Source organism: Kineococcus indalonis (assembly GCF_009906395.1).
Classification (GTDB): domain Bacteria; phylum Actinomycetota; class Actinomycetes; order Actinomycetales; family Kineococcaceae; genus Kineococcus; species Kineococcus indalonis.
Window position 1 is genome coordinate 1 of the sequence record NZ_JAAALM010000933.1, and the last position, 770, is coordinate 770.

1 protein-coding gene is annotated in these 770 nt (G+C 83.0%); it reads left to right on the forward strand.

Annotation, left to right across the window (positions count from 1 at the left end):
• A partial coding sequence (locus GTR00_RS22020; protein ID WP_166613609.1) for an ATP-binding cassette domain-containing protein occupies positions 1 to 770 on the forward strand: 770 nt, incomplete at both ends.

The following is a 770-nucleotide window of genomic DNA, read 5'->3' on the forward strand; positions in this document are numbered from 1 at the left end:
AGCAGGCGCTGCGCTGGCTGGCCGCCGTCGGCGCCGGGCACCTGGCCGAGCGCCGCCCGCGGGCGCTGTCCGGCGGGCAGGCGCAGCGGGTGGCGCTGGCGCGGGCGCTGGCGGCCCGCCCGCAGCTGCTGCTGCTCGACGAGCCGCTGGCCGCCCTGGACGTCGAGGCGGCCCCGCGGGTGCGGCGGGTGCTGCGCGACGTCCTGCGCGGTGCGCACCCCGGCGGTGCGCACCCCGGCGGTGCGCACCCCGGCGGTGCGCACCCCGGCGGCGTCGTGCTCGTCACCCACGACCTGCTCGACGTGCTGGCGCTCGCCGACCGCGTCGCGGTGCTGCAGGACGGGCGCGTCGCCGAGCACGGCACCGTGCAGGAGGTCCTCACCCGCCCGCGCAGCGCGTTCGCCGCCCACACCGCCGGGCTGGTGCTGCTGCGCGGGCGCGCCACCGCGGGCGGGCTGCGCACCGCCGACGGCACCGTCGTCGCCGGCCTGCTCGACCCCGGCTGCCGGCCGGGGCAGCCGGCCGTGGCGGTCCTGGACCCCGAGCACGTGGTGGTGCACGTGCCGGGCGCCGACGCCGCCGCGGGCGCTCCCGCGGACGCCGCCGGGGGCGCCGGTGCCGCGGCGGGCCCCGCCACCCGGTGGTCGGTCGTCGTGGAGCAGCTGCAGCCGCGCGGGCGCACGGTGCGCGTGCACGGCCGGCACGGGCCGCTGGAGCTGTTCGCCGACGTGCCCGTGCCGGCGGCCGCCGCCGCGCGCCTGGCCCCGGGC